The organism is Caballeronia sp. LZ024 (assembly GCF_031451455.1).
GTDB classification, from domain to species: Bacteria; Pseudomonadota; Gammaproteobacteria; order Burkholderiales; family Burkholderiaceae; genus Caballeronia; species Caballeronia telluris.
In genome coordinates this window covers 362683-382681 of the sequence record NZ_JARUXL010000001.1, presented here as the reverse complement: position 1 = coordinate 382681, position 19999 = coordinate 362683, and the positions used below count along the sequence as shown (strand labels likewise).

Genomic DNA, 19999 nt, shown 5'->3' with positions numbered 1-19999 from the left:
TTTCATGGGTGCGACACGAGACCTTACTGAACCTTCGGCTCCGGCTGACGCAAGCGGATATGCAGCTCGCGCAACTGACGCTCGTCGACTTCGCTCGGCGCCTGCGTGAGCAGACACTGCGCGCGTTGCGTCTTCGGGAACGCGATCACGTCGCGGATCGAATCGGCGCCCGCCATCATCGTGACGATGCGGTCCAGACCGAACGCGATCCCGCCGTGCGGCGGCGCGCCGTACTGCAGGGCGTCGAGCAGGAAGCCGAACTTCAGGCGCGCTTCCTCGGCGTTGATCTTCAGCGCGCGGAACACCTTGCTCTGCACCTCTTCCTGATAGATGCGCACCGAACCGCCGCCGATTTCCCAGCCGTTCAGCACCATGTCGTACGCCTTCGCGAGACAGCGGCCCGGATCGGTTTCGAGATATTCGAGATGTTCGTCCTTCGGGCTCGTGAACGGATGGTGCGCGGCCACGTAGCGGTTCTCTTCCTCGTCGTACTCGAACATCGGGAAGTCGATCACCCACAGCGGCTTCCAGCCGGTTTCCAGCAGGCCGTTCGCCTTGCCGAATTCCGAATGACCGATCTTCAGACGCAGCGCGCCCAGGCTGTCGTTCACGACCTTCGCGCGGTCGGCGGCGAAGAACACGATGTCGCCGTTCTGCGCGCCGGTGCGCTCCATGATCGCGGCAATCGCGGCGTCGTGCAGGTTTTTCACGATCGGGCTTTGCAGGCCGTCACGGCCCTTCGTCACGTCGTTGACCTTGATCCACGCGAGGCCCTTCGCGCCGTAGATGCGCACGAATTCCGTGTAGCCGTCGATGTCGCCGCGCGAGAGTTCGCCGCCCTTCGGCACGCGCAGCGCGGCGACGCGGCCGTCCTTGGAGTTCGCCGGCGTGCTGAACACCTTGAAGTCGACATCGCGCACGGCGTCGGTCAGATCGGCGAATTCGAGCTTCACGCGCAGGTCGGGCTTGTCCGAACCGAAGCGGCGCATCGCTTCCGAATAGAGCATCACCGGGAATTTCTCGGCGAGCGACACGTTCATCGTTTCCTTGAACACGTGACGGATCATCGCTTCGAAGAGATCGCGGATTTCCTGCTCGTTCAGGAACGACGTTTCGCAGTCGATCTGCGTGAATTCCGGCTGACGGTCGGCGCGCAGGTCTTCGTCGCGGAAGCACTTGACGATCTGGTAATAGCGGTCGAAGTTCGCGACCATCAGCAACTGCTTGAACAGCTGCGGCGACTGCGGCAGCGCAAAGAACTGGCCGGCGTTCACACGCGAGGGCACCAGATAGTCGCGCGCGCCTTCCGGCGTGCTCTTCGTGAGCATCGGCGTTTCGATGTCGATGAAGCCTTGCGCGTCGAGATACTTGCGCACTTCCATCGCGACGCGATAGCGCAGACGCAGGTTCTGCTGCATCTGCGGGCGGCGCAGGTCGAGCACGCGATGCGTGAGGCGCGTGGTTTCCGAGAGGTTGTCGTCGTCGAGCTGGAACGGCGGCGTGACCGATGCGTTCAGCACGGTCAGTTCGTGGCACAGCACTTCGATCTTGCCGCTCGTGAGACCGGCGTTCGCCGTGCCTTCCGGACGGCTGCGCACAACGCCCTTCACCTGCACGCAGAATTCGTTGCGCACGCCCTCGGCGACCTTGAACATGTCGGCGCGATCCGGATCGCAAACGACCTGGACGAGGCCTTCGCGATCGCGCAGGTCGATGAAGATAACGCCGCCGTGATCGCGGCGGCGATGTACCCAGCCGCACAGCGAGACGGTTTGGCCCAGACGGGCTTCGGTCACCAGACCGCAGTATTCAGATCGCATCGACATGATGTTGTGTCTTTCGTTGTTTCATTAATCAACGGCGCGCGTGCGAAAAAGATGGCGTTTCGCAGCGCGTGCCGGCATTACAGCGGCGGCTCGGTGGGGCGGCGCGCGGGGGCCACCGGCGCGGGCGGCGCGTTCGGCGCCACCACACCCATCGAGACGATGTACTTCAGAGCGGCATCGACGGTCATGTCGAGCTCGATCACTTCGCTTTTCGGCACCATCAGGAAAAAGCCGGAAGTGGGATTCGGCGTCGTCGGCACGTAGACGCTCACGTGATCTTCCTTCAGATGGTTCACGACGTCACCGCCGGGAATGCCCGTCAGGAAGCCAATGGTGTAGGAACCCTTGCGCGGATACTCGATCAGCAGCGCCTTGCGGAACGCGTTGCCGCTGCTGGAGAGAAGCGTGTCCGACACCTGCTTGACGCTGGTATAGAGCGGGCCGACCACGGGAATATGGCGCACGACCACGTCCCACCATCCAACGAGCTTTTGCCCGATGAAATTCTGCGTCAGCAGACCGACGATGAAAATGAACGCAAGCGTCAGCACGGCGCCGAGACCCGGCAAATGGAAGCCGAAGAGCCGCTCCGGCTGCCATGCGAGCGGCAGAAGCAGAAGCGTCTGGTCCATGGTCCCGATCACGAGCCCCAGCACCCACAGGGTGATGGCGAGCGGCACCAGCACGAGCAGGCCGGTGAGGAACACGGATTTCAACGTAGTCTTTTTGGTCGTCATTGACACAGCCGGAAGGCCGCCCCGCGATGAGGCACGGTTTGGCAGGTTTGCCGCCCCGGTGCATTCAAAAGCGGTGGGCGGTCGTCTTCTTGCGTGAGTGTGGACAGATCGGCGACGGCGCTGCGTCTTACGCGGCGCCGGACGATGCGGACGTGCCCGTCGAAGCGGCAGCGGCGCCCGACGACGACTCCGTCGGAGCGCTCGCGGCGGCCGGTTTCGAGCCGGAGTCGGCGGTGGCGCTTTCGGACTTCGCGGCCTCGGCGCCGGTACTTTCCGTCGCCGCCGGGGCGGATTTGCCGCCGTTGTTGCCGCCGCGGAAATCCGTGACATACCAGCCGGAGCCCTTCAGCTGAAAGCCGGCAGCAGTCACCTGCTTGGCAAAAGTGTGTTTCCCGCACTCGGGACACTGGGTGAGCGGCGCGTCGCTCAGCTTGCGGAGGATGTCTTTTCCGAAGCCGCAGGACTCGCAGCGGTACGCGTAGATCGGCATGGCACTGTTCCTACATTAATCTGTCGGCGCTTGCAAAGCCTTGAATTATAGCCGCAAACCATTTTCGACCCGCGATTTTCAGGGCGCCGGGGCGTGCGGGCGGACTCTCAAATGCGGTCCAGTCGACCGTAATTCAAGCTCGAAGCGGAGCGAAAAGCGCCGACAACCCCACCGAACTGTCGAAGTCAGGCGCGCCGACGCCACGTCAGCCAGCGCTCGCGCCCGGCGAACACGGCGATCGAGTCCGTCACCTCGTGGTCCTCGACGAGTTCGAAGCGCGGGGTGAGCCAAGCGTCGAGCGCGTCGCGTTCGATGCCGAACGGCGGCCCTTTCGGCGTCGTGCCGAGAAAGAAAAAGCCGGCGAGCAGCGCCCCCGGCCGCAGCAGCGCGGCCATGCGCGCGGCGTAGTCGGGCCAGCGCTCAGGCGGCAGCGCGCAAAAAAACGCGCGCTCGTAGACCCAGTCGACGGCAAACGGTGGCTCATAAGCAAAGAAATCCGCCTGTTCGACGACCTCCGCGTGGTTCTTGAGCTGGACTCGCGCCGCCGCGACCGCACTCGGGGAGAAATCGATCGCGCGGACGGGCCACCCCGCCTCCGCGAGCAGCGACGCCTCGTATGCACTGCCGCACCCCGGAATCAGAACGTTGCAGCGCGCGCGCCCGCTGACGAACGTCCGGAACGCGTGAGGCACGCCCGCCTGATCCCACGGCGTGTAGTGCTGGTCGAAGCGTTCGTCCCAGAATTCAGGCGAATTGGGATCGCGCGACTCGAACGAAGGTGCGGCAGGATCGCTCATGGGTCAGCCTCCGTAAGCGTAGCTCAGCCAGAACTGTGTGATGACCGCGCCCGCTCCCACCGCCAGCCCGAAGATCAAGAGCGCCTGCAGGAGCCGGTTCGTCCGCTTTTGCTCGACGAGAATCGTGCGCACCAGTTCGTCGTTGCCGGCGACGCCCGGCAATTCGTGGCGCTCCGCAAGCAGATGATGAATCAGCCGTGGCAGTTGCGGCAGCGTCTTGCTCCACTGCGGCGCTTCCATCTGCAGCCGCTCATACCAGCCGCGCCAGCCGATCTGCTCGTTCATCCAGCGTTCGAGATACGGCTTCGCGGTCTTCCACAGGTCGAGTTCGGGATCGAGCGAGCGGCCGAGCCCTTCCACGTTGAGCATCGTCTTTTGCAGCAGCACGAGTTGCGGCTGGATTTCGACGTTGAAGCGCCGCGACGTCGAAAAAAGGCGCAACAGCACTTGGCCGAGCGAAATGTCCTTCAGCGCGCGATCGAAATACGGTTCGCAGACCGCGCGGATCGCGCTTTCCAGCTCCTCGACGCGCGTGTTGGACGGCACCCAGCCCGACTCCAGATGCAGCGTCGCGACCCGGTGATAGTCGCGCTTGAAGAACGCGAGAAAATTCTGCGCCAGATAATTCTTATCGAAATCCGACAGCGCGCCGACGATCCCGAAATCGAGCGCGATATAACGCCCGAAATGCACCGGGTCGAGGCTCACCTGAATGTTGCCGGGGTGCATGTCGGCGTGGAAAAAGCCGTCGCGGAACACTTGCGTGAAGAAAATCTCGACGCCTTCGCGCGCGAGCTTCGGAATGTCGACGCCCGCCGCGCGCAGCGTCTGCACCTGGCTGATCGGCACGCCGATCATCCGCTCCATGACGAGCACGGTGGGCGCGGAATAGTCCCAGTACATCTCGGGCACGAGCAGCAGATCGAGCCCCGCGAAATTGCGGCGCAACTGGCTGCCGTTCGCGGCCTCGCGCATCAAATCGAGTTCGTCGTGCAGGTATTTGTCGAATTCCGCGACCACCTCGCGCGGCTTCAAGCGCCGTCCGTCGGCCCAGAGACGCTCCGCCCAGATCGCGATGTCGCGCAAGAGCGCGAGGTCGGAATCGATCACCGGGAGCATGCCCGGGCGCAGCACCTTCACCGCGACATCCTTGCCGGCATGCACGCCCGTGCGGATCTTCGCGAAGTGCACCTGCGCAATCGATGCGCTCGCAATCGGCACGCGTTCGAAATCGTCGAAGAGCACGTCGATCGGATTGCCGAGCGATTTCTCGATGATCGAGATCGCCACGTCCGAATCGAATGGCGGCACCTGATCCTGAAGCTTCGCGAGTTCATCGGCGATATCGACCGGCAGCAGGTCGCGGCGCGTCGAGAGCACCTGGCCGAACTTCACGAAAATCGGCCCGAGGCTTTCCAGCGCGAGCCGCAGACGAATGCCGCGCTGAATGTCGAACTTGCGTCCGAACGTGGTGATGCGCATGAGAAAGCGCACGCGGCGATCGTCGATGCCGCTCATCACTAGTTCGTCCAGCCCGAAGCGAACAATCGTGAAAAAAATCTTGAGGAAACGCAGAAAACGCATGGTCAGCCCGTTAGCCCTTTATTGCCTTTAAGTGCGCGTGCCGCGCGGGAGTGCGGCGGCGCCGGGCGCACAGGCGCCACGGGCTTCGGCTGCCGGCTGCATGCGCTCGAGCCGCTCGATGCGCTTTTCGACGCGCGCCAGCGCATCGCGGGCGCGCGACAGGTCGGCGTTGAACGTGTCGAGCGCGCTGCGGCGCACGAGTTGCGGCTTTTCATCGAGCAGGTATTCGGCGACCGTATCCAGCACGTTGCGCCCGGTCCGAAGCGCCTGCTCGTGAACCGTGCGCACGACCGCGCCGATGCGGTACGCGGGCGCATCGCCGATCACGCGCGCGAGATCCTCTTCCGGCTCCCAGCGCAAATGCTCGGCGAGTTTCGCGATGGTCGTCGCGAATTCCGCATCGCCTTCGATCCTGACGTGTTTCATCACGGCCGCCTGACCGCCCTGCACGAAGGCCGGCAGCGCGTCGGGCGGCACCGAGATCGTGACGTCGAAGAGCGGCGCCTGCGTTTCGTCGATACCGGCGATCAACCCGTCCGGCTGCACCACGAGCGCCAGCGCGAAAGGCGGCGAGGCGAGCCGGGCGGTCTTGCCGGCGTAGGGCTTGAAGCGCTCGCGAGCCCACGACTCGCGGGCGAGCAGATGATTGACAGCGGCCGCGAACGCTTTCGATGCGGTCTTGACGGCGGGACTTGCGGGAAAACGGGCGGATTCGTCTGCGTTCGTCATCGGCTATGAGATGAAAAAACCCGCGCAAGCGGTAGCTCGCGCGGGTTCCTATTCTACCTTCGTACCTTCGCAACCGGCTGGCCGCCGGAGGCGCATTCCGCGCGTCGGCCATTCGGCCGATGCGCCGCAAACGCCGTCAGTTGACTTGCTGGATGCCGGCCAGCAACCAGCCTTCGTTGCCCGCCTTCTGCTTCGACAGGTTCCAGATCTCGACGAACGGTTCCGCCGACGCACCTTCCGACTCGCGGATCAGCCCGTGGAAACGCACGCTCGCCAGATACTCCGAGCCGCGATCCTCGACGCCGAGCAGATCGCCGTTCAACTGCACGACGTCCGTGCGATTCGGCTGGCCGTTGCGCGCGTCGATGTCGAGTTTCACTTCGGCGAACATCTCGGGTGTCGTGAATTCGCGGATGTCGTTCACGTTGCCGCGATCCCAGGCGTCCTGCAGGCGCACGAAGTAGACCTTCGCGTTGCGCATGAAGGCGTCGGTGTCGAAACCCGCCGGCACGGTGACGGCCGGCGCGACATCCATCGCGCTCGCCGCGCTTTGCGGGATATAGCCGCCCGACGACGGTGCCGTGTACCCCGGCTCCTGATTCAGCGCGGTGCGCGCCGAACCGCCGAACGGCGACGAACCCGCGCCCGCATTGGCATACGCCGGCGTGTTGCCCGCGGCGCGCTTTCGCATGATGAAGCGGAACAGCATGACGGCGGCCATCACGATCAACGCGATGATGATCATGTTCGCCATCGCGCCGGCGAACGCTTCGCCGAGCCCGAAGTGCGACAGCAACGCGGCAATACCGAGACCCGCGGCCAGACCGGCGATCGGACCGAGCCAGCGGTTGCGCGCCGGCTGCGCGGCAGCGGCGCCCGGCGCGGCTGCGGGCGCGCGCTGGGCCTGTGCGGCCTGACCTTGCTGCATCGACTGGGAAGGCGGCGTCGCCTGATGCTGCTGCGTCGCGGTGGCGGACTGACGGCCCATGCTGCGGCCGCCGCCCATGCGCGCGGCTTCCGCATCGTCGGTGATGATGGCGCCGGCCATGATTACGCCAGCCAGCGCCAGAAGCCCGGCTTTCCTGAAAAGCGTCTTCAGGAAACCCCGAGACTGGGGTGAGCGCGAATCGGACATTTCGAATCCTTTAAGAAAGAGTGGAACACTAGAATTTGGTCCCGACGTGTAACGCTACCACGCCACCTGACAAATTGTAATATTCGACTCGATCTAAGCCTGCTTGTTCCATCATCGTCTTCAAAGTTTCCTGGTCGGGATGCATGCGGATAGATTCCGCCAAATAGCGGTAACTCTCCGCATCTTTCGCGAACTTATCGCCAAGCCAAGGTAAAACCTTGAAACTATAGACATCGTAGGCTTTTTTCAGCGGGTCCCACACCTTGGAAAACTCTAATACGAGCAAACGCCCGCCGGGCTTCAAAACCCGTCGCATCTCCGTCAACGCACCATCTTTGTGCGTCATATTACGAAGCCCAAACGCGACCGTAACCACATCGAAATAATTATTCGGGAACGGAATTTTCTCAGCGTCGCAAAGAAGCGCGGGAGTGATCACGCCCTTGTTGAGCAGCCGGTCACGCCCGACGCGCAGCATCGATTCGTTGATGTCGGTATGCCACACCTCGCCCGACGGCCCCGCCTGCTTGGCGAACGCCATCGCCAGATCGCCCGTGCCGCCTGCGATGTCGAGCACTTTGTAGCCCGGACGCACTTTCGCCTGGCCGATCGTGAAGAACTTCCACACGCGATGCAGCCCGCCCGACATCAGGTCGTTCATCAGGTCGTAGTTGCTTGCGACGGAGTGAAAGACGCCCGCCACTTTTTTTGCTTTTTCCTGTTCGTCGACCGTTTCGAAACCGAAGTGGGTCTTGCTCATCGCGCTCGTCCTCGCCTGTTTTTCGTTGTATGCCCGCGCCCGGAGCGCCGGCTGGTGCGGCAAAACGCCGCGCTATCCCGATGACGGTGTCAGTGACAGTGGCCGCCCGACGCCTTCGCCGCCGTCATCGGCGCATCGCGATCGACGCCCGCCGCTTCCAGTTTGGCGAAATACTCGCGCCAGAGTTCATCCTGGCGCGCGGCCAGGTCGTACAGGATGTCCCAGGAATAAATTCCGGTGTTATGACCGTCGGAAAAGCTCAGTTGCAGCGCGTAATGGCCGACCGGCTCGACGCCGATCACCGTGACGTCGCGCTTGCCGGTCTGCAACGTTTCCTGGCCGGGGCCGTGTCCCTGCACTTCCGCCGAAGGCGAATACACACGCAGCAGCTCGAACGGAACGCGATAGTTCTCGCCGTTCGCGTACTGAAGTTCGAGCGCGCGCGATTTCGAATGGACGACGACGCCGCTCGGGATCGGCGTCTCTCGGGTAAGTCCGCTCATGATGAGCCTTGATGGTTGGGGTTCAGTTCTGGCCGAACGCGTGGTCCAGTTCGATGCGCACGGCTTCGCGCAAGAGCGTGGCCTGCGCGCGCCATTTCGACAGTCGCGCCTCGGGCACCGAGCGCTGGCGCGGTGCCCAAATCGGCAGAGGAAAACGTGAATCGTTGGAGCGGCGCGGAATGACGTGCCAGTGAACGTGCGGAACCTGGTTGCCGAGGCTCGCCAGATTCACCTTCGCGGGCGAAAGAACGCGCCGCATCGCGCGCTCGACGCCGTTCACGGCCGTCATGACCCGCAGGCGCGCCTGATCGGAGAGATCGGACATCTCGGCGACGTGCGAATTCCAGATCACACGGATAAGTCCCGGCCAGTCGGGCTCGTCGGCGAGGACGACACGCAGCGTGTCGTCCGACCATAAAACCTCGCCGCCGTCTTCACGGCAAAACACACAGTCCATCGTCAACCTCTAGCGAAACAATCCTCGATTTCGCTATTACACCAGCACGCGCTCGATACCGCCATCGTTCGCGCGCTCGACGTAGTCGGCCATCCAGTTCTCGCCGAGCACCTTGCGCGCGATTTCGACGACGATGTAATCCGCTTCGATGTCCGCGTCCTCGTTGTAGCGCGAGAGGCCTTGCAGGCAGGACGGGCAGCTCGTCAGGATCTTGACGTCGGTTCCGCTCGATTGCGGGCCGTCGCCGGCCTTCAGCACCGAACCGGGCGCCGCACCCGCCGAACCGGCCGACGCGTTCGCTGGATTGATCGCGTTCGCGCCCGCCTCGGCGACGAGCGGAATATCGCGCAACTTCGCCGCGCCCTTGCGGATCTCCTCTTCCTTGCGGAAACGAACCTGTGTCGAAATGTCCGGACGCGTGACCGCGAGCGTGCCCGATTCGCCGCAGCAGCGATCGTTCTTCTCGATCTTGTAGCCGTCGTTCTTCGAGCCCATCAGTTCGTTCACGAGCTTCACCGGGTCCATCGTCTTGATCGGCGAGTGGCACGGGTCGTGATACATGTAGCGCGTGCCCTTCACGCCTTCCAGCCGAATGTTCTTTTCGAGCAGGAATTCGTGGATGTCGATAATCCGGCAGCCCGGGAAGATCTTCTCGAATTCGTAGCCCGCGAGCTGGTCGTAGCAGGTGCCGCACGATACGACCACGGTCTTGATGTCGAGATAATTCAGCGTATTCGCGACGCGATGGAACAGCACGCGATTGTCCGTCACGATCTTCTCGGCCTTGTCGTACTGGCCCGAACCGCGCTGCGGATAGCCGCAGCACAGATAACCCGGCGGCAGCACGGTCTGCACGCCCGCTTCCCAGAGCATTGCCTGCGTCGCGAGGCCGACCTGCGAGAAGAGGCGCTCCGAGCCGCAGCCGGGGAAATAGAACACCGCTTCCGTATCGACGGTGGTCGTCTTCGGATTGCGGATGATCGGCACGATCTTGTTGTCTTCGATGTCGAGCAGCGCGCGCGCCGTCTTTTTCGGCAGATTGCCCGGCATCTTCTTGTTCATGAAGTGGATCACCTGCGTGACCACGGGCGGTTTGCCGACCGTCGCGGGCGGTTTCGCCGTCTGCTTCTTCGTGAACTTCTTCAGCACGTCGTTGCCGAGGCGCTGCGCCTTGTAGCCGATGCCCATCATCGCCGTGCGCGCGAGGTTGATCGTCTGCGGGTTGGTCGCGTTCAGGAAGAACATGCCGGCCGCGTTGCCCGGATTGAACTTCTTCTTGCCCATCTTGCGCAGAAGATTGCGCATGTTCATCGTGACATCGCCGAAATCGATCTTCACCGGGCACGGCGTCACGCATTTGTGACAGACGGTGCAGTGATCGGCGACGTCGTTGAATTCGTCCCAATGCTTGATCGACACGCCGCGGCGCGTCTGCTCTTCGTACAGGAACGCCTCGACCAGGAGCGACGTGGCGAGAATCTTGTTGCGCGGGCTGTAGAGCAGGTTCGCGCGCGGCACATGCGTCGCGCAGACCGGCTTGCACTTGCCGCAGCGCAGGCAATCCTTGATCGAATCCGAAATCGCGCCGATGTCGCTCTGCTGCATGATGAGCGATTCGTAGCCCATCAGCCCGAAGCTCGGCGTGTACGCATTGCGCAGATCGGCGCCCGCGAGCAGCTTGCCCGCGTTGAAGCGTCCGTTCGGATCGACGCGCTGCTTGTACGCGCGGAATTCGCCGATTTCGTCTTCCGTCAGGAATTCCAGCTTCGTGATGCCGATGCCGTGTTCGCCGGAAATCACGCCGTCGAGCGAGCGCGCGAGCTTCATGATGCGCGCGACCGCGTGATGCGCGTCCTGCAGCATCTCGTAGTTGTCGGAGTTGACCGGGATGTTCGTGTGGACGTTGCCGTCGCCCGCGTGCATGTGCAGCGCGACGAACACGCGGCCGCGCAGCACCTGCTTGTGGATGTTCTGCGCTTCGTCGAGGATCGGCTTGAATTCGCCGCCGTTGAAGATCTGCCGCAGTTCGGCGCGGATTTCCTGCTTCCACGAAACGCGCACCGTGCGGTCCTGCGCGACGTTGAAGACGGTCGCGCCGGCTTGCGCATCGACGCGGTCGGCGAGCTTCTCCGCGAGCCCCTCGTAGCCGAGCCCGACCATATAGTGCTGCGCCTCGCGCAGCGGCAAATCGAGCTTCTCGCCGACGAACGTCCAGCGCGCCTTCACGCGCTTGAGCAAATCGAGCGCCTGTTGCACGCGGTCTTCGAGCAGTTCGGCGCTCGGGATTTCGTTGGCGTCGTCGCTTTTGCCGAGCGGCAGCTTGCCGGTGCGGAAAAACGCGTCGAGCGCGTCGACGAGTTGCAGCTTGTTCTTGATCGACAACTCGATATTGATGCGCTCGATGCCGTCCGTGTATTCGCCCATGCGGTTGAGCGGGATCACGACGTCTTCGTTGATCTTGAACGCGTTCGTGTGCTTGGCGATCGCCGCCGTGCGCGAGCGGTCGAGCCAGAAGCGCTTCCTCGCTTCGGCGTTCACCGCGACGAAACCTTCGCCGCTCTTGCCGTTCGCCATGCGCACGACTTCGGAGGTTGCGCTCGCGACCGCATCGGCATCGTCGCCGACGATGTCGCCGATCAGCACCATCTTCGGAAACGCATTGCGCTTGCTCTTGGTCGCGTAGCCGACCGCGCGCAGATAGCGCTCGTCGAGATGTTCGAGACCGGCGAGGATCGCGCCGCCCTGCTTCGACGTCTCGAACAGATAGTCCTTGATCTCGACGATGCTCGGAATCGCGTCGCGCGCCTGGCCGAAAAATTCGAGGCAGACGGTGCGCGTGTGCGCGGGCATCTTGTGCAGAATCCAGCGCGCCGACGTAATAAGCCCGTCGCAGCCTTCCTTCTGCACGCCCGGCAGGCCGGACAGGAATTTATCGGTCACATCCTTGCCGAGCCCTTCCTTGCGGAAGGTGCGTCCCGCGATGTCGAGCGCTTCGGTGCGGATCAGCTTTTCGCCCGGCGCGCGCGCGCCGTCGAACCAGTCGAGCTTAAAGCGCGCCACTTCGATGTCGTGAATCTTGCCGAGGTTGTGGTCGAGCCGCGTGACTTCGAGCCAGTTGCCTTCCGGATCGACCATGCGCCACCAGGCGAGGTTGTCGAGCGCCGTGCCCCACAGCACGGCCTTCTTGCCGCCCGCGTTCATCGCGACATTGCCGCCGACGCAGGACGCATCGAGCGAAGTCGGATCGACGGCGAACACGAAACCCGCCTGCTCCGCCGCTTCGGTCACGCGCCGCGTGACGACGCCCGCGCCGGAAAAGATCGTCGCGACACGGCGATCGACGCCGGGCAAGTCCGTCATTTCGACCGGGCCCAACTGTTCGAGCTTTTCCGTGTTGATGACCGCCGAAAACGGCGTGAGCGGAATCGCGCCGCCGGTGTACCCGGTGCCGCCGCCGCGCGGAATCACGGTGAGTCCGAGTTCGAAGCACGCCTTGATGAGCCCCGCGATTTCCTCTTCCGTATCCGGCGTCAAGACGACGAACGGATATTCGACGCGCCAGTCGGTTGCGTCGGTGACGTGCGAGACGCGCGAGAGGCCGTCGAACTTGATGTTGTCCTTCTGCGTGCACTTGCCGAGCACCTTCGACGCTTTCCGGCGCAACTCGGCCATGCGGCCGAACTCGTCGGCGAATTCGTCGACGGCGCGGCGCGCGGCCGACACGAGAATTTCGACGCGCGTGGCGCGGTCGTGGCCGGCGGTGTCGCCGTGTTCGGAGAGATCGTCCCGGCGACGCTTCTCGATTTCGTGCAGCCGATGGTTCAGCGCCTCGACGAGCAGCGCGCGGCGCTTCGGATTGTCGAGCAGGTCGTCCTGCAGATACGGATTGCGGCGCACGACCCAGATGTCGCCGAGCACTTCGTACAGCATGCGCGCCGAGCGGCCGGTGCGGCGTTCGAGACGCAACACGTCGAGCGCGGCCCAGGCTTCGTCGCCGAGGAGCCGCATGACGATTTCGCGATCGGAGAACGACGTGTAGTTATAGGGAATTTCGCGCAGGCGCGGTTCGGTGTCCAGCGCGACAGCGGCGGCGGCGCCCTTCGGGTCGAAGGCTTGGGGTGCGTTCATATTCGGCGGTTCGGTAGGCCGGCGCATGCGCCAAGAGGAGCGCAATGCCCGACGATGCGCGTGGGGGCGCAAATTTTCGAGGAAGACTTGGTTTTGGGAAGGCGGCCGGTCATTCGATTGATAAGCGGCTGACAATCGCCTTCGGGGTGCCCGGAATCAGCGCCACGATCGCGCGTGACGCGCATGCCGCTCGGCCGCAGGATGACACTCGCGCGGGGCCTGCGTGAACGATTCGATCCGAGGCTGCCGTTGCATCTTCCGATCCTGATTCGAAAAGAGAATTCTAACCCATCGCGAAAAACGCCGTTCGCCGTGGCTAGCGCGCCGAAGGGGCATTTGCCAGCGCGTTTTCGCCGGATTTCCAACGTTTTGCGCCCGGGCTATCCGCGACCGACCGGTCGGTGAAAGCCGTTCCCGGCCGATCCGCAAGAGGTTGGCGCTATCATTGATGTTTTCGCTCTCAAAAATGGCGCGCAGTCGCAATGCGCGACTCACCCGGCATGGCACACCCCGACTACCTGAAGAAAGTCTTGACCGCCCGCGTCTACGACGTCGCGCGCGAAAGCGAACTCGAACCCGCGCGCAATCTGTCGGTGCGGCTTTCGAACCCGGTTTTCCTCAAGCGCGAGGACAACCAGCCGGTGTTCTCGTTCAAGATTCGCGGCGCGTACAACAAGATGGCCCAGCTTCCCGCCGATGTGCTCGCGCGCGGCGTGATCACGGCGTCGGCGGGGAATCACGCGCAGGGCGTCGCGTTTTCGGCGGCGCGGCTCGGCTGCCGCGCGGTGATCGCGATTCCGACGACCACGCCGCAAGTCAAGATCGACGCGGTGCGCGCGCACGGCGGCCCGACGGTCGAAGTGGTGCTGGCGGGCGAATCGTTTAGCGACGCCTACGCGCACGCGCTGAAACTTCAGGAAGAACGCGGCCTGACCTTCGTCCATCCGTTCGACGATCCCGACGTGATCGCCGGACAAGGCACCGTCGCGATGGAAATCCTGCGCCAGCATCAGGGGCCGATCCACGCGATCTTCGTGCCGATCGGCGGCGGCGGGCTGGCGGCGGGCGTCGCGGCTTACGTGAAAGCGGTGCGGCCGGAGATCAAGGTGATCGGCGTGCAGACCGACGATTCCTGCGCGATGGCGCAATCGATCAAGGCCGGCGAGCGCGTCACGCTGCCTGAAGTCGGCCTGTTTTCGGACGGCACGGCGGTGAAACTCGTCGGCGAGGAAACGTTCCGGCTCTGCCGCGAACTGCTCGACGAAGTCATTACCGTCGATACCGACGCGCTCTGCGCCGCGATCAAGGACGTCTTCCAGGACACCCGCAGCGTGCTGGAGCCGGCCGGATCGCTCGCGGTCGCGGGCGCGAAGCTGTATGTGGAACGCGAGGGCATCGAAGGGAAAACGCTCGTCGCCGTGACGTCGGGCGCGAACATGAATTTCGACCGGATGCGCTTCGTCGCGGAACGCGCCGAAGTCGGCGAAGCGCGCGAGGCGGTCTTCGCCGTGACGATTCCCGAGGAGCGCGGCAGCTTCCGGCGCTTCTGCGAACTCGTCGGCACGCGCAGCGTGACCGAATTCAACTACCGCATCGCCGATGCGAACGCCGCGCATATCTTCGTCGGCGTGCAGATCAAGACGCGCAGCGAATCCGCGCAGATGATGAGCGCGTTCGTCGAGCACGGTTTTGCGACCGTCGATCTCTCGCACGACGAGTTGTCCAAGCAACATATCCGCTACATGGTCGGCGGCCATTCGCCGCTCGCCCGCGATGAACGCCTGTTGCGCTTCGAATTTCCCGAGCGGCCGGGCGCGCTGATGAAGTTCCTGTCGTCGATGGCGCCGAACTGGAACATCAGCCTCTTTCACTACCGCAATCAGGGCGCGGATTACAGCTCGATTCTGGTCGGCATTCAGGTGCCGTCGGCGGAAAACGCCGAATTCGAGCGCTTTCTCGCGACGCTCGGCTATCCGTGGTGGGACGAAGGCGCGAATCCGGTTTACAAGCTCTTCCTGGCGTAACGCGATGGCGTTCACGCTCGAAGACAAGCTCGTCGTCGCGATTTCGTCGCGTGCGCTTTTCGACTTCGAGGAAGAGAACGAAGTCTACGAAGCCGGCGATCTCGCCGAATACGAAGCGTTGCAGCGCTCGCGGCTGAACGTGCCGGCGAAACCGGGCGTCGCGTTGGCGCTGATTCGCAAGCTGCTCGCGATGAACGTCGGCGCGCAGCATGTCGAAGTGGTGATTCTGTCGCGCAGCGATCCGATCAGCGGCCTGCGCGCGTTCAGTTCCTGCAAGGAACACGGACTCGCGATCGAGCGCGGCGTGTTCACGCGCGGACGCGCGCCGTTCGGCTATTTGAGGCCGCTCGGCGCGTCGCTGTTTTTGTCGGCGAATCCGGACGACGTGCGCGCCGCGCTCGACGCCGGCTTTCCCGCCGCGCGCGTGCTTCCCGAGACGGCGCGCGCCGCGAGCCAGTATCCTGACGAAATCCGCATCGCATTCGACGGCGACGCCGTGCTCTTCTCCGACGAAGCAGAGCGCGTGTTCCAGTCCGACGGTTTGCGCGCGTTCGTCGGCCACGAGACGACGAAGAAGGATTCGCCGCTCGCCAGCGGACCGCTGAAGCCGCTTCTGGCGGCGCTTCACAAGCTGCAAAAAATCGCCGACGACGCCGCGCCGATGCGCATCCGCACCGCGCTCGTCACCGCGCGTTCCGCTCCCGCGCACGAGCGCGCGATCCGGACCCTGATGGCCTGGAACATTGAAATCGACGAAGCGATGTTCCTCGGCGGACTCGACAAGGGCGCGTTCCTGCGCGAGTTCGAACCCGACTTTTTCTTCGACGATCAAATGCGCCATTGCGAATCGGCCCGCGTCGTCACCGCGACCGGGCACGTTTTGAGTGGCATATCGAACGCATCATGACACCCGACCAATCTCCGCTCGGCAAGGCCGTCGTCTACACCGAACAGTACGATCCGATGCTGCTGTTCCCGATCGAACGCAAGAGCGCGCGCGATGCCATCGGCGTCGGCGCGCGGCTGCCGTTCTTCGGCACCGACATCTGGAACGCCTACGAACTGTCGTGGCTGAACCGGCGCGGCAAGCCGCAGATCGCCGTCGCCACGTTCTTCGTGCCGGCCGATTCGCCGAATATCGTCGAGTCGAAGTCGTTCAAGCTGTATCTGGGATCGTTCGCGCAGACCGCGTTCGATTCCATCGACGACGTGAAGGCGGCGATCAAGCGCGACGTGTCGGCGATTTGCGGCGCGACGGTGTCGGTGCAGCTCGCCGCGCCGGGCGATTTCGGCAAGCTCGCGATGGAGGAATTCGACGGCTTGTCGCTCGACCGGCTCGATCTCGATACCGATGTGTATTCGCCGGACCCTTCGTTATTGACGGCGGTCCACGATGAAGCGCCCGTCGACGAGACGCTGTTTTCGAACTTGCTGAAATCGAATTGCCCGGTGACGGGGCAGCCGGACTGGGGCAGCGTGCAGATCCGTTATTACGGCGGGCAGATCGATCACGCGGGATTGCTGCGGTATATCGTGTCGTTTCGCGAACATACCGGGTTTCATGAGCAATGCGTCGAGCGCATTTTCATGGACATCATGCGCGAATGCCGGCCGGAACGGCTTGCCGTTTATGCGCGCTACACGCGGCGCGGCGGGCTCGACATCAACCCGTTCCGCACCAATTTCAATTTGTCGATGCCGGACAATGCGCGGCTCGCGCGGCAATAGCACCGAAACGTCCGACGACTCACTGATATGCCATCGTGAATACCGCTAACGCCTTCACTGTGCCTGTTGTCAGAGTCGGACCGTTTCTGACGTAGCGCGCGTAAAAAGGAACGCTGACCACGCCCGAGCGTGCGCCGAGCTTGACCATGTTCGAAGTGGACGTGCCGCCTGTCGAATACGAGGGCGTCGGGGCAAACACGACCGGCGCGTTTCCGTAGACAACCTGAACGCCGACGCCCACGGCGGAAGAACCCGGTGCAAGTGTGAGATCGGTGGACTGATTCGTGGATGTCGTCGCATCGGTCATGCTGATCTGAGGCTTCGCGCCGCTTTCGCAGTTCAGGCCCAGTCCGAACGGCGCGGAGCCTGAAACCGCTCCCACGGTTGCCAGAGAACGCGCGCTGACCGCCGGCAACGTCACCGCGACGGCGGTCTGCGTCACGCTGCAGGAGCCCACGGTCGCCGTTTGCATCGTGTAGGCGAAGTTGACCTGACTCAGCGCACCCGTGCCGCCATTCGCCCATTCCCAATTGGACACGCTCAAACCAGCGGTGAAACTCACGCTTCCCGCAACGATCGTACTCGCCGTTCGCACCAGCTCGATCGAAAACTGGATCGTGTTGGCTCCGTTTGCCGCACTCCCGACGGTGAAATTATTGCTTGTGGCAATGACCGGAGTACCGTCGCTGCCTCGAATGCGAAAGCCGATGCCAGCTTGCATCGCAGGGACGGTGTACACGTCCGTGAAGCCTGCCACCAGGGTCGGCGTGGAGTTGGTAGCCAGTGTCCAGACGCTCGCCGCCGGCACGTTGGTTCCTGCGCACGTGAGGGGTATGTTGAGTCGCGAGATCGCACCGGGAACGGTTTGCCCGATTGCGAGACTGCTCGGGACCGAGACGCTTGGCAAGTTGAGCGTCGCGGGCAGAGGGCCGGAGCAGTCGTTATATCGCGCCATGGCGCCCTTCGCGCCGAACACGATCAGCATTGCGCACACGAGATGGATGAGACGACGGAGATTGCAAAAGCGCATGAGGACATCCGGACGCACACAAGAATTTGCGGCAGATCGCCGGGATCTACCGCGCCAGGTCCGTAATGTGCCAGATATTGCAAGAAGGCAATGTAGGAGAAGTCGTATTTTGAGATTGGTCAAATTTTGACCTCTCTCGTTGGGCGCCGAAAAACCATCGCGCCCGCGTTCCTCTTACGGCGCCTTATACGCGACGCAATCCACCTCGACCTTGCAATCAATCACCATCGACGACACGACGCAAGCGCGCGCCGGCGGATTCTCGCCGAAGTATTCCTTGAACACCTTGTTGAACGAAGCGAAGTCCCGCGGATCGTCGAGCCACACGCCACAGCGCACCACGTGCTCCGCGCCGTATCCCGCTTCCTTCAGGATCGCGAACACGTTCTGAATGCACTTGTGCGACTGATCGACGATCCCGCCGTTGATCACCTCGCCATTTTCCATCGGCGTCTGTCCGGAGACGAACAACCAGCCGTTCGCCTCGACAGCCCGCGCGAACGGCATATGCGCGCCGCCCTGTCCCTTACCGCCTTCCACGCCATATCGCTTCATCTTCGACTCCTTGAAAACTTAAAAAGCGCCGTGTGCATCCAGCTTCGAAGCTGAACCACGCGCCACGAATTGCCCCGCACGCTCGCCGGTCACCGCCCGCTCGCTGTACGACAATACCCCGTTCACCCACACCGCATCGATGCCGTCCGCCGGCTGCTGCGGGTCCGCGAAAGTCGCGGCATCGCGGACCTTTTCGGCGTCGAACATCACCAGATCGGCGTGAAAGCCCACCTTCAGCTCGCCGCGCTCCACGAGCCCGAACCGCCGCGCCGACAGGCTCGTCATCTTGCGCACCGCTTCCTCCAGCGAAATCAGCGCCGTATCGCGCGCGTAGTGCCCGAGCACGCGCGGAAACGCGCCCCACAGACGCGGATGCGGCAGCGGATCGTTCGGCAGGCCGTCGGAGCCGACCATCGTCGCGGGATGCGAGAGAATGCGCCGCACGTCGTCCTCCGACATGTTGTGATACACCGCGCCCGCCGGTTGCAGCCGCTTGCCCGCTTCCTGCTGACTCACGCCCCACTCGGCGGCGACCTCCCGGATGAGCTTGCCCGCCATCTCGGGATGCGGTTCCGACCAGGTGATCGTGATGTCGATGTCGCCTGTCACCTGCTTCAGGTCGAGCGTCGACGAACTGCGGTTGTACGGATAGCAGTCGCAGCCGACCGGCTGACCGTCGCGGGTCGTGTCGAGCGACTTCAGCACCTCGACGCTGCGTCCCCAGTTCGACGGCCCCGCGCACTTCAGATGCGAAATCACGACCGGCACGCGCGCGTGGCGGCCGACCTGATACGCCTCGGTCATCGCGTCGAGAATCGCGTCGAATTCGGTGCGCATGTGCGTGGTGTAGAGCGCGCCCGCGCGGCCGAGCGGTTCGGCGAGCGCCTTCACCTCTTCCGGCGGCGCGCTGAACGCCGAACCGTACGCGAGCCCGCTGCTCAATCCGAGTGCGCCGTTATCGAGCGCTTCTTCGAGCTGCGCCTGCATCGCCTCGATTTCCGCCGATGTGGCCGCCCGGTCGAGCCGGTCCATGTGATTGTTGCGCAGCGCCGTATGGCCGATCAACGCGCCGACGTTCACCGCCGGCCGCGCCTCGTTGACCGCGTCCACATAGGACGCGAAAGTCGGATAGAGGAACGCGCCGGCGTCGCCGAGCAGGTTCATCGGGTCGGGCGGATCGCCGTTCAGCGTCACCGGCGACACGCTGATCCCGCAATTGCCCACGATCACCGTCGTCACGCCCTGCGTGAGCTTCGGCAGCATCTGCGGCGAGCGGATCACGTGGGTGTCGTCGTGCGTGTGGACGTCGATGAAACCGGGCGCGAGCACGCGCCCCGCCGCTTCCACGACTCGATCCGCGCGCCAGCCCGCGAGCGCGCCCGGCGCCGCGATCGCGACGATTCGGCCATCGCGCAATGCGACGTCGCGTTCCGACGCCGGCGCGCCCGTACCGTCGATCACGCGCGCGCCGACGATCAGCGTGTCGGCCTTGGCCGTCTCCAACTGCGATTCCATA

The 19999-nt window shown here is 63.7% G+C and carries 17 protein-coding genes; 3 read left to right on the top strand and 14 right to left on the bottom strand.

From position 1 onward, the window contains the following. Positions 1–23 precede the first annotated feature (23 nt). The 11 genes from aspS to QCE48_RS01770 form a co-directional block, all read right to left on the bottom strand. On the bottom strand, positions 24–1826 hold the full coding sequence (gene aspS / locus QCE48_RS01820; RefSeq protein WP_309786436.1) for an aspartate--tRNA ligase: 1803 nt from the start codon (positions 1824–1826) through the stop codon (positions 24–26). Positions 1827–1903: 77 nt separating this feature from the next. Continuing rightward, positions 1904–2563 carry a DUF502 domain-containing protein gene (locus tag QCE48_RS01815; RefSeq protein WP_309786438.1) on the bottom strand — a complete coding sequence of 220 codons (660 nt, stop codon included), beginning with the start codon at positions 2561–2563 and terminating at the stop codon, positions 1904–1906. A 127-nt stretch (positions 2564–2690) separates the two neighbouring features. Then, positions 2691–3053, bottom strand: a complete 363-nt coding sequence (locus QCE48_RS01810; RefSeq protein WP_309786440.1) for an FmdB family zinc ribbon protein — start codon at positions 3051–3053, stop codon at positions 2691–2693. Positions 3054–3238: 185 nt separating this feature from the next. After that, a complete protein-coding gene (locus QCE48_RS01805; RefSeq protein ID WP_309786442.1) occupies positions 3239–3850 on the bottom strand; it encodes a methyltransferase domain-containing protein in 612 nt (203 codons plus the stop codon). A 3-nt stretch (positions 3851–3853) separates the two neighbouring features. Then, complete coding sequence (gene ubiB, locus QCE48_RS01800) at positions 3854–5434, bottom strand: ubiquinone biosynthesis regulatory protein kinase UbiB (protein ID WP_309786444.1); 1581 nt, start codon at positions 5432–5434, stop codon at positions 3854–3856. A gap of 27 nt (positions 5435–5461) precedes the next feature. Next, positions 5462–6163: an SCP2 sterol-binding domain-containing protein gene (locus QCE48_RS01795; protein WP_309786446.1), complete on the bottom strand. Its 702-nt coding sequence runs from the start codon at positions 6161–6163 to the stop codon at positions 5462–5464. Between the two features lie 136 nt (positions 6164–6299). Further along, the gene (locus QCE48_RS01790) at positions 6300–7298 is read right to left on the bottom strand and encodes a Tim44-like domain-containing protein (protein ID WP_309786447.1); all 999 of its coding nucleotides are present in this window, start codon (positions 7296–7298) and stop codon (positions 6300–6302) included. Between the two features lie 28 nt (positions 7299–7326). Then, positions 7327–8058 carry a bifunctional demethylmenaquinone methyltransferase/2-methoxy-6-polyprenyl-1,4-benzoquinol methylase UbiE gene (ubiE, locus tag QCE48_RS01785; RefSeq protein ID WP_309786448.1) on the bottom strand — a complete coding sequence of 244 codons (732 nt, stop codon included), beginning with the start codon at positions 8056–8058 and terminating at the stop codon, positions 7327–7329. An 89-nt stretch (positions 8059–8147) separates the two neighbouring features. Continuing rightward, positions 8148–8561, bottom strand: coding sequence for a DUF971 domain-containing protein (locus tag QCE48_RS01780; protein ID WP_309786449.1), 414 nt, complete (start codon positions 8559–8561; stop codon positions 8148–8150). A gap of 22 nt (positions 8562–8583) precedes the next feature. Then, positions 8584–9018, bottom strand: coding sequence for an HIT family protein (locus QCE48_RS01775; protein WP_309786450.1), 435 nt, complete (start codon positions 9016–9018; stop codon positions 8584–8586). 36 nt (positions 9019–9054) lie between these two features. Further along, positions 9055–13146: an FAD/FMN-binding oxidoreductase gene (locus QCE48_RS01770; protein WP_309786451.1), complete on the bottom strand. Its 4092-nt coding sequence runs from the start codon at positions 13144–13146 to the stop codon at positions 9055–9057. 500 nt (positions 13147–13646) lie between these two features. On the opposite strand from QCE48_RS01770, the gene ilvA reads away from it, so the two are divergent. The 3 genes from ilvA to queF are packed head-to-tail and all read left to right on the top strand — an operon-like array spanning position 13647 to position 16898. Next, entirely contained in the window at positions 13647–15170 is a 1524-nt protein-coding gene (gene ilvA, locus QCE48_RS01765; RefSeq protein WP_309788301.1) for a threonine ammonia-lyase, biosynthetic, read from the top strand. 4 nt (positions 15171–15174) lie between these two features. Continuing rightward, complete coding sequence (locus QCE48_RS01760) at positions 15175–16077, top strand: 5'-nucleotidase (RefSeq protein ID WP_309786452.1); 903 nt, start codon at positions 15175–15177, stop codon at positions 16075–16077. Continuing rightward, entirely contained in the window at positions 16074–16898 is an 825-nt protein-coding gene (gene queF, locus QCE48_RS01755; protein WP_309786453.1) for an NADPH-dependent 7-cyano-7-deazaguanine reductase QueF, read from the top strand. The genes QCE48_RS01760 and queF overlap by 4 nt, the downstream gene beginning before the upstream one ends. A 19-nt stretch (positions 16899–16917) precedes the next feature. Here the strand turns inward: queF and QCE48_RS01750 are convergent, their stop codons facing one another. The 3 genes from QCE48_RS01750 to QCE48_RS01740 form a co-directional block, all read right to left on the bottom strand. Further along, on the bottom strand, positions 16918–17883 hold the full coding sequence (locus tag QCE48_RS01750; RefSeq protein WP_309786454.1) for a fimbrial protein: 966 nt from the start codon (positions 17881–17883) through the stop codon (positions 16918–16920). Positions 17884–18102: 219 nt separating this feature from the next. Continuing rightward, positions 18103–18483, bottom strand: coding sequence for a Rid family hydrolase (locus QCE48_RS01745; protein WP_309786455.1), 381 nt, complete (start codon positions 18481–18483; stop codon positions 18103–18105). Between the two features lie 18 nt (positions 18484–18501). Then, positions 18502–19998 carry a D-aminoacylase gene (locus QCE48_RS01740; RefSeq protein ID WP_309786456.1) on the bottom strand — a complete coding sequence of 499 codons (1497 nt, stop codon included), beginning with the start codon at positions 19996–19998 and terminating at the stop codon, positions 18502–18504. Between the last annotated feature and the right edge of the window lies 1 nt (position 19999).